Genomic DNA, 9284 nt, shown 5'->3' with positions numbered 1-9284 from the left:
TGTAAAGACGGTGACGTCAAAGCCGAGCACTACTAATTGCCCGAACTCTTTCGCTTCATGCTGATATTATCAGATGTAGTTGTTTCCAAGAGCAATCTTTAACTACGTTTCTTGTGTCGACAATGTCAATAACCTATATTAGGTGGTTATTGCAGTGGGGTCCCACCTCTTCCCATTCCGAACAGAGAAGTTAAGCCCACCTGCGCCGATGGTACTGCAATGCAATGCGGGAGAGTAGGAAGCCGCCGTCTTTTTAAAAGAAGAGCCTCGAGAATACAATATTCTCGGGGCTTTTTCGTTTTCTAGACTTTTAATTCTTACATTTTTGCATTTTTACATTTTTACATTGCTCAGGCTGCAACGCAGCTTGTAGCACCAAGTGCTGTAACAATCGCCGTTGCGATTGATGCAATCATCTGCACAATAAATTTAATCGTTTCCTTCTTACTCATAATGGTTAAGGTTTAATTTTTACATTCTTCCATTTTATAATTTTTACATTGGTAGAGTAGGGCGGGGCCTAAGCCCCAAGCCCTTAGTCGCCGTACGACTCATCCTCGTCACCACCGTTTCCTCCGGTATTACCACCGCCGGTGCTTGGCTGATTACCACCGCCGTTCGAAGGATTAGTAGGCTGATCATCATCCTCAACCGTACCAGGATCGGTACTGGTTACGCGTTTCACCTCCTTACCATCGCGGTCGTAGCAGGTAATCTGGATAGCGGTACCGGCCAGTTCGTCCTTCAGATCCACTGCAGGGGTGAAGATAATACGTCGACTGGTTACCAGTCCGGCTTTCACCTCTTCAACCTTGGCCACACTCTTGGCGCGGATGCCGAATCGCATGGTACCCAAACCTGGCAGCGCAACCGAGTGACCCTCAGTGGCCCAGGCCTTAATCACCTCGCCAGCTGCATCCCAGCATGCCTGCATAATTCCCTTGCTAACTCCGCTGCGCAGAGCAGCCTCCTTAATCACCTTCTCCTGACTGAGCGAGGTGTACAACTCTGGGATCATTACAAAACGATACTTGCCTTCGTACTTGCCGACCTTAATCAGCTGTTCCTTTGCCTTTACTTTTAAACTCATAATGTAAAATTAATTTTAATGGTTAAACTTTTGTTGTTAGTAGTTCTCGGTTGTCAAGTGGGGGAGTGTAGGTAGCAACTGCGTAGTTGGCTTAAAAAATCTCGCTAGCTAAGAAAATTTTTCGCTCTAACTAGAACCGCACCTTTCTCTCTTATTGACGATGCAAAGGTACAAAAAATAATAGTGCAAAACAAGGCTTTTTTCGATTTATTTCCGATTTATTTTAAATGTTAAAATGTAAAATAAAGCGATCTTGTAGCAACACCGCAACGCTGTAACATTTGATGTGTTGCAGTGTGCAACGTTTAACCTGGTATATATATTATATTATATATAATATTATAATATTATATATAATATAAATAATGCTTTTAGTGACGCCGAACGCCAAAATCAAAAATCTTAATGTTGCGGCGTTGCTGCGTTCGCTATGTGCAGTTTTGTTGGTATTTCGGAAAAATTTAAATACTTGCTGCGAAATTCTTGTTTTTAGCGCTGGTAATTGATAGAAAAATGTTATCTTTGCAATCTATAAAAAAATGGATTACAACCAATGCCAACTACGACATTTATCATAAGGGGCGTGCACTATGCGGCTAACCCCGATACATATGCAGGGAAACCTGAAACTAACCAAGAACTGGCCAATACGCGCACTATGCTGCAATGGATTGACCACGACCGTCCAGCAGTGGTACTGATGAACGATCCCGGTAACCCCCGAAACCCTGATGCGGTGATGGCTCGCACCATGGGTAAACGCATTGGCTTTATATGTGATGAGAAGGTACAGCAGGCTAACGATTTGCTGGCCGAGAGTAAGCTACATAAACTGATGGCCCGTGTGGTGGCTGTTGATGCCGTTGTAAAACCTAAACAGCATGGACATGTGGTAATAGAGGTTGATGCCGACACTCCCACCAAGCATGTTCCCACGATGGCATCGAACATTAACTGGGACTACTGGCTGCGAAACCAAACGCTGTTGCCGCCCAACGAGGATGCCTTGGCGCAAGAGGAGGCGGAGTTTATGCTCTCAACCATGCTTAACCATACGGATACAGCTAACTTATCACATCTTAAAACCTATATCGATATATGGCTTGAAAGTTCCAGGCACGATTTGAGTCGTGAAGCCCGAGAGATGCGTACCACCTATATTGATCGACTCGAGGCGGCCGCTAAGCCTGAGATACGTGAACTGGCCATCGGTCTTAAACGTCAGCGTGCATCCATCTGTGGCAACTTCGAGCTGGGCGGGCATAGTGGCGAGTGGTTCAAAAGTCAGCTTGAATCACAACCGCTACAGGCATTATGGCGCGGATGGCGACTTGAGAACGAGGCACAGTTATGGGCTATGTTGCGACAGATTGACAAAAAGATGCGCTTGCTGCCTGGCGATCTGTATAACGATGTGGGCGATGTAGGGGCCATGTTGTCGCGTTTGTACTATATGAAAACACCACGACGTGCGCTTCAGCCCATACTGGCACTGCTGATGCTGCGACACCTTACATGTAACGAGCTGGGTATAGAGATGCAACCGATGACCGAGCAAGACTATGGGTGCGACAGCCTGATAACCAACCTGCCCGAAATACCTACCACACTGGGACGTATGATGGACTATGTTAAGATTAGCAATCTAACAAGTACCGAGCTAAACGCTATAAAACTATGCATACTGTGGTTAAGGGATGATTATCTGAACAACGTGTCGACCGACATTGTGCAGCTTGCGGATAAAACCGACAGGTTGAACCTGAATCTGGAGAAACAGGCTGCCAAAGGTGGTATACACATAGATACAAACCACGGTCCGATAGTAGATGTGGACAAAGGTGAGTTGAAATTAAATCGACTTTTAGAATAGATACAATATGGCAATAAACATTAAGAATAATTACGGTCCAAATATCGAGGTAAAGGATGGAGGTACGCTCAACTTGTATCAGGGTAGGGATGGCATGTGGCGCAGGGCCGATGCCGATGATGCCGAGCAGGTAGAGGTGCTCGAGGTTACCGCTGTGCCTGCGCAGTTGTGCTTTTTTGATATGGTGGAGTTTGGTGCCGAAGATGTGCAGCCACAACTGGCAAAGATGCTGAGAGAGATGGCGCTGCAGTTTGATACCACCAGCGGTCGTGGTTGGTTTGGTATATATGCCGGTTATCGCTACTATAAAAAGCAGACGGCTGTGATGGGCTGCTATACCGACTTTTTTGCAGATATCGAGGCATTGGTGCCCGATTTGCTACAGGGTATTGATACCACCAAGCAGGGCGAGGCCCGATATCACAAATACACCACGCTGCTGGGACGCGAGGCTGCGGCATGGTATATGAACGGCCAGGCGCTGCCACCATTAAACGAATTATCGGTATGGAAGAACCGTTTTACGGGCGACAAGAACCGATACGAGCAGAGCACCTTGATAATAAAAGAGGTTTATAAGCGGTTAAAGATGTTGTAAAACCGCCCCATTAACATCCCATTAAAGCGAGCTAATGCATTTTTAGCTCGCTTTTTTTGTGTCCGTACGTATAGTGCGTATAGCCCGAAAAGGCTGTACGTATAGTAGCGTATAGTGCGCCTCGATAACTCGAAAAAATCGCTCTTTTGCATGCTTTTTACCTGTACTTTTGCATCGTCAATCCGACAAAATAACAATTTAAAATGATAAAAATATGATTGAGAAAATTGAATTTAAAGTATCGACGGTGAAAGGTGGTTACGAGGTGAAGCTGGACGATCAGAAGTTGATGTATTTCAACAAGCTAACGCTGCTTAAAGGTCTGTTTGTAAGGGTGTGGATGCAGCGTACCGACAGTCTGACTATCAGCGACATCGAAACAATGGTAAACGCCACGCTTGATGGTGGTCTTGTAAGACAGTTGCAGTCCGAAATCATGCAGCTTAAGGACGAGCGGGCCGTGCTTAAGAACGAGATCAGAACCCTGAAGCGAAAAATCAAAGAACTAATGTATTAATCCTAAAAACAAAGTAAAAGCAATGAATGAGATTTTTATTAAGAAAGTGCGTAACAACAATGATGTGATGATTAAATGCTGCTGTGCCTCGTGCCAACACCGACTGATAAGAGCCGACGGCAAAAGGGTGTGTGCTAACATGCTGCTGGTGGTTGAGCAGAAGTTTACGTGCCAGCGCTGGCTGTTGAGAGAGGGACTGCAGAATGCCGGTATGGGCGGCGGTATGATCCGCCATCGTGTACGAAAGGAAGTAGTGATTTACTAAATAACAAATAATGAAACTAGTATTATTCAAGAACGAAAAAGCTGTAATGGATGCCCTGTTAAATGGGCGCAAGGTTGACGGACGTGTATGGCTGGAATACAACGGTAAAGGTAAGCTGGTTATCTGTTTCGACCGTTACAAGCGCAAGCCTCAGGTAAGAACCAAGGATAAACTGATAGAAAAGTTGCCTTGGGGCTGGGTAAAAGAGAGTATGCAGCGCGTTAAGGTTATGGGCAGTTTCCCTAAGGAGCAGGGTATTGCAGCTGTGTTGGCCCTGCTTGACAAGCACCATCACGATGCCAAGAATGCGATGATAGATCGCGAACTGCGCGATTTTTGTTGAATTTAAAAAAGGAGGTTAGATGTTTTGTTATCAAAAGAATTTCAGTAACCCTACGCTGCCAGTAGACGAGGCCCAGTTCTGGGCCCTCGTCAAGGCAAAACAGTGGAGCGAGAATATCGATAAGTATCGCCAAACCCACGATGCGGCACTAAAACGCAAACTGCCTGCCTTTATTTTCCAGGCCACATTCAGCGAAACCACATCGGCAAAAGGAAAAGTAGGCGCCTGGCGCAAACAGGCAGCCACCCAATTAACCGGCCTGGTGGTGATGGATATCGACCACATCGACGACCCGCTAACCCTGTATCAGGGCTGGGTAGAGAAGGGGCTCGACCTGCAGGCGTTAGGTATCGTGCTCGTTTATATAACCCCTAGTGGTAAAGGCCTGAAAATCGTGTTTAAGGCCCGATTGGATTGGGGAAACCTGATCGACAATCAGCATGCCATGGCCCAGGTGCTGGGTGTAGATGTCGACGAAAGTTGTAAAGATGCCAGCCGTATGAGCTTCATCTGTAAGGAATCGGATATTTTGTATTTAGACAAAGAACTTTTTACGTATGAGAACAAAGAATTTAGTGAGCGATATACTGCTCTATATCGAGACGGTCGTAGCCAGGCTACGCGAGAGAATACAGTGACTGTAAATCCAGAAGTACAAGCCAATGTTCAATGTATAAAATGGCGTGGTTATGATATACAGCGTATTATTGATGCTCGCTATGCAGCCAAGCTGCCATGCGAAGCCGACAGCAACCGTCACACCGAGAGTCTTAAACTGGCCACCGACCTGCTGCTTATGTTGGATGGCGACAAAGCCCAAGTGCAGCGCGTGGTTGAGAGTCAGTCGTGGGTACAGGAGATCATTGCGGCGCGTAATGAGAATGTGGCCCAAACGGTGGCCAGTGCAGCTGAGTGCGTGGCGCAGAAAGAAAAGCGCTATGCCAGCAGTTTGCCTAGCAAAGCCATGCTTGAGGCTATCCAGACGTACACGGGGCAAACGTATCAAGAGATTACGAAAACCACGCCGCAGAAGGAGGCGGCACTGAACGATGAGAACATGGCCCAGTGGCTATGGGAGTGGGGACAGCAGATTGAGCAGCTGATGGCCTATTTCCCTGCCCTGAAGGATATGTGCAAGGGGCTTAAGCACAATCAGTATCCTGCAGCCATGTTTGTAGGTGGCGCACTGGCCATGACGCTGATGACACGTTGCACCTATCGCTTTTATCATCGTCCCGAGGAGCTACGTCGACTCAATAACTCTACCTTCATTATTGGCGACCCTGCCAGTGGAAAATCGTTTGCCACACGATTGTATAAGCTGCTGGCTGCACCGATAGCCGAGGCCGATAAGGTGGGTAAGGATGCCATTAATGCCTATCGCGATCAGATGCGAACCAAAGGCGCTAACAAGGAGAAACCCAAAAAGCCCAAGGTTATTGTGCGCATACACCCATCGCGCACCTCGAATGCGCAGTTTATCCAGGATATGGTAAACTCGGTCGAGGAGGTCGACGGTCAGCCCATGCAGCTGCACATGCTCACGTTTGATACCGAGCTCGACAATACCATCTGTGTGCAGAAGGGTGGTAGCTGGATTGATAAGATGAACCTGGAGCTGAAAGCCTTCCACAACGAGGAGGATGGACAGGCTTACTCGAACAACGACTCGATACTGCAGGACTTCTTTGTAACCTGGAATTTTATATATACAGGTACGCCCATCGCCCTGAAAAAGAAGGTAAACGAGCAGAACTTCGGTTCGGGATTGGCCACACGTCTAACCTGCATACCGCTGCCAGCCACCAACTTCCAGATGATGAGCCGTGAGCGCGAGGTAGATTACGATAGCGACGAACGCCTGAAAGAGTGGGCTAAGAAGCTTGATCGTACCAAGGGACTGCTGTCGATGGATAAGATAGTCGACGAACTGTACGAGTGGACCGCACGCCGCATGATGGATGCCGAGGACAACCAGTCGAAAGCCGACGAGATGCTACTGAAGCGTTGTGCCTACCATGGTATTAACTTCGCTGCTCCATTCATTGTAATGCGCCATTGGGGCAGTCTGCATCAGGAAGGCGAATTCTGGTGTGGCGAGTTTGAGACCGACGAGATCGACTGGCGCTTGGCCGAACTCATAGTAAACATCCAGTACGCCTGTCAGCGTTACTATTTTGGCGCTATGGCCGAGAGCTACTTTGAGAATAAGATGCGCGATGCCAGCGTTAATGTACGTCGACGTCAGAAAACCTATGATGGGTTTGCCAACCTGCCGCTGGAGTTTACTACCGATGATGTTTGCCGCTGCTTTAAGCTCAACTCCTCATCGGCTGCGCGCATGCGTATTACACGTCTGGTGCAGGATCATCTGATAGTGAAAACCGACGAGTTTGTTGAAGACGGAACAACCAAGAGCCGTTATCGCAAAACAGGTCTGCTGATGTGTTAGCACCGCAACACCGCAACACCGCAACGCCGCAACATTTAGTACATTAAAACATTTAAATTTATGACTACAACACCTAGAGGAATACGTAATTGTAATCCATTGAATATCCGTCGCAGTGCGGCAAAGTGGAAGGGGCTTTGTGCCCAGCAGAACGATGCTTCGTTCTGTCAGTTCGAGAGCATGGAGTGGGGGTGGCGAGCTGCCTTCTGGTTGCTTACCCGTGTGTATTACCACACCTACCGATTGTTTACCATCCGTAAAATCATCACCAAGTGGGCGCCGCCCATCGAGAACCACACCGCAGCCTATATCCAGAGAGTATCGCAGCTCTCTGGTATCGGCCCCGACGAGCCCATCGGCATCCCCAGCGATCGCCCCGCCCGTTGGATAAGCGTGGCCCGCGCCATGGCCATCCAGGAAAACGGTACCGCCCAGATAGATGATTTCGCCATGCTAAAAGGCTTCGACCTTTGCCGCCAGGATGCCAAGTAACCATAAAAATATCGAGAGGGATGAGCTTTGCGGCTCAACCCTCTCTTTGTTTTCGTTGGAATAGAGTTAGTAGAAGTAAAAGTTGTAGTTCCCAATTATTGGTAAAATCATCTCTTCGCCGCAAATGTACGCAATAGTTGCTAATATTTACCGATTAATGCCTAAAATTTAACATCTTTTCACCATTTTGTGCCCTATTATTTTGTCGGCTGCCAAAAAATGTTGTATCTTTGCACCTATCTAATTAATCTTTTTGCAATTAAAACTATAGGTATGAAAATTTTTAAAACATGGATTACCGCCGCAGTGCTTTTGGGCGGATTGCTGTTAACAGCTTGTACTAACGACGACAACCCCAGCGGCAGCTCGGCCGGCAGTGTTGAGGAGCAGCTACGAAAGATGACCCTTCGCGAAAAAGTAGGTCAGATGTTCTACGTGCGCCCCGAGGCCCTCGACACCACGATACACTGGAGCAGTTTCGAAGAACTTTCTCCCTACAAACTGCAGCAGATTAACGATTGCATGGCAGGTGTGGTCAAGAACTATCCCATAGGTGGCATGATACTCTATGCCTGGAACATCGAAGACGAAAACCAGCTCTCTGCTTTCATCTCGCAGATACGTGCTCTCAATGGTAGTCCGTTGCTGTGTATCGACGAAGAGGGCGGTCGCGTGTCGCGCCTGGCCAACCATCCCAACTTCAATCTGCCCAAATATGAGTCGATGGAATCGATTGGCGAAACCGGCAATCCTGCCAATGCCTACGAGTGCGCTAACACCATCGGCACCTATCTTACCCGTTATGGTTTCGACATCGATTTCGCCCCAGTGGCCGATGTCAACACCAATCCCGACAATGTAGTGATTGGTAAGCGCGCCTTCAGTAGCGATCCGGCTGTGGCAGCACCCATGGTAACCAGCTACCTGCAGGGTCTGAAAGATGCTGGCATCACGGGCTGTATCAAGCATTTCCCCGGACATGGCGACACCACTGCCGACACCCATTACGGCTATGCCAAATCGATGAAGACCTGGGACGAGATGATGGATTGCGAGATGGTAACCTTCCGTGCCGGTATCGCCTGGGGCTGTCAGCTGATTATGACTGCCCACATTGCAACCCCCAACGTGACTGGTACTGATGAGCCCGCCACCATGTCGCCCGTCATCCTTAAGGATAAGCTGCGTTTCGAGTTAGGCTATCGTAACATCATTGTTACCGATGCCATCAGCATGGGCGCCATTACCAAGCAGTACACCAATGCCGAGGCCGCTGTGGGCTGTATCAAGGCCGGTGCAGATATCGTGCTCGATCCCCGCAATCTGGTCGAGGCCTTCGATGCCGTGATAGCCGCCGTTAACGATGGCACCCTCAGCGAGGCCCGCATCAACCAGAGTGTTCGCCGCATCCTAACCCTCAAGCAGCAAATCCGCAACCGCACCAAGTAACTTTGGAAATCACATAAAACGAGAAAGAGGAATGAGCATCGCTGCTGATTCCTCTTTATGTTTTTTACAAACCACCAAAATATTTATTATCATAATTTTGCTGGTTGCGAAAAAAAGTGTTACTTTTGTGGCCGAATTAAACTGAACAGAAAAATTGCAATAAAAAACTATGCTCGAATATACATATAATAAGAAGTTGCAAATT

General features: G+C 47.8%; 10 protein-coding genes and 1 rRNA gene. 9 read left to right on the top strand and 2 right to left on the bottom strand.

Translation table 11 applies throughout. From position 1 onward, the window contains the following. The first annotated feature begins 138 nt into the window (after window positions 1-138). Window positions 139-251, top strand: a 5S ribosomal RNA gene (rrf, locus tag BLU97_RS07530). 99 nt (window positions 252-350) lie between these two features. On the opposite strand, the gene BLU97_RS16035 is transcribed toward rrf, so the two are convergent. Together BLU97_RS16035 and BLU97_RS07525 are read right to left on the bottom strand one after the other, a co-directional pair. Next, window positions 351-452 carry a smalltalk protein gene (locus BLU97_RS16035; RefSeq protein ID WP_175456326.1) on the bottom strand — a complete coding sequence of 34 codons (102 nt, stop codon included), beginning with the start codon at window positions 450-452 and terminating at the stop codon, window positions 351-353. An 83-nt stretch (window positions 453-535) separates the two neighbouring features. Continuing rightward, complete coding sequence (locus tag BLU97_RS07525; protein ID WP_074760922.1) at window positions 536-1090, bottom strand: DNA-binding protein; 555 nt, start codon at window positions 1088-1090, stop codon at window positions 536-538. 553 nt (window positions 1091-1643) lie between these two features. On the opposite strand from BLU97_RS07525, the gene BLU97_RS07520 reads away from it, so the two are divergent. From BLU97_RS07520 to BLU97_RS07485, 8 genes are all read left to right on the top strand, one after another. Next, window positions 1644-2963, top strand: coding sequence for a hypothetical protein (locus tag BLU97_RS07520; protein ID WP_074760921.1), 1320 nt, complete (start codon window positions 1644-1646; stop codon window positions 2961-2963). 7 nt (window positions 2964-2970) lie between these two features. Further along, window positions 2971-3561: a hypothetical protein gene (locus BLU97_RS07515; RefSeq protein WP_074760920.1), complete on the top strand. Its 591-nt coding sequence runs from the start codon at window positions 2971-2973 to the stop codon at window positions 3559-3561. 214 nt (window positions 3562-3775) lie between these two features. Then, complete coding sequence (locus tag BLU97_RS07510; RefSeq protein WP_074760919.1) at window positions 3776-4078, top strand: hypothetical protein; 303 nt, start codon at window positions 3776-3778, stop codon at window positions 4076-4078. Window positions 4079-4100: 22 nt separating this feature from the next. Continuing rightward, a complete protein-coding gene (locus BLU97_RS07505; RefSeq protein ID WP_074760918.1) occupies window positions 4101-4343 on the top strand; it encodes a hypothetical protein in 243 nt (80 codons plus the stop codon). Between the two features lie 10 nt (window positions 4344-4353). Further along, a complete protein-coding gene (locus BLU97_RS07500; protein WP_074760917.1) occupies window positions 4354-4686 on the top strand; it encodes a hypothetical protein in 333 nt (110 codons plus the stop codon). Between the two features lie 19 nt (window positions 4687-4705). After that, window positions 4706-7138, top strand: coding sequence for a BT4734/BF3469 family protein (locus BLU97_RS07495; protein WP_074760916.1), 2433 nt, complete (start codon window positions 4706-4708; stop codon window positions 7136-7138). Window positions 7139-7198: 60 nt separating this feature from the next. Continuing rightward, complete coding sequence (locus tag BLU97_RS07490) at window positions 7199-7630, top strand: hypothetical protein (protein WP_013063671.1); 432 nt, start codon at window positions 7199-7201, stop codon at window positions 7628-7630. Window positions 7631-7903: 273 nt separating this feature from the next. After that, the gene (locus BLU97_RS07485; RefSeq protein ID WP_074760915.1) at window positions 7904-9079 is read left to right on the top strand and encodes a glycoside hydrolase family 3 N-terminal domain-containing protein; all 1176 of its coding nucleotides are present in this window, start codon (window positions 7904-7906) and stop codon (window positions 9077-9079) included. Window positions 9080-9284 lie beyond the last annotated feature (205 nt).

The organism is Xylanibacter ruminicola (genome assembly GCF_900107775.1).
Lineage (GTDB): Bacteria > Bacteroidota > Bacteroidia > Bacteroidales > Bacteroidaceae > Prevotella > Prevotella ruminicola_C.
This window is presented reverse-complemented; position numbering and strand designations above follow the sequence as displayed.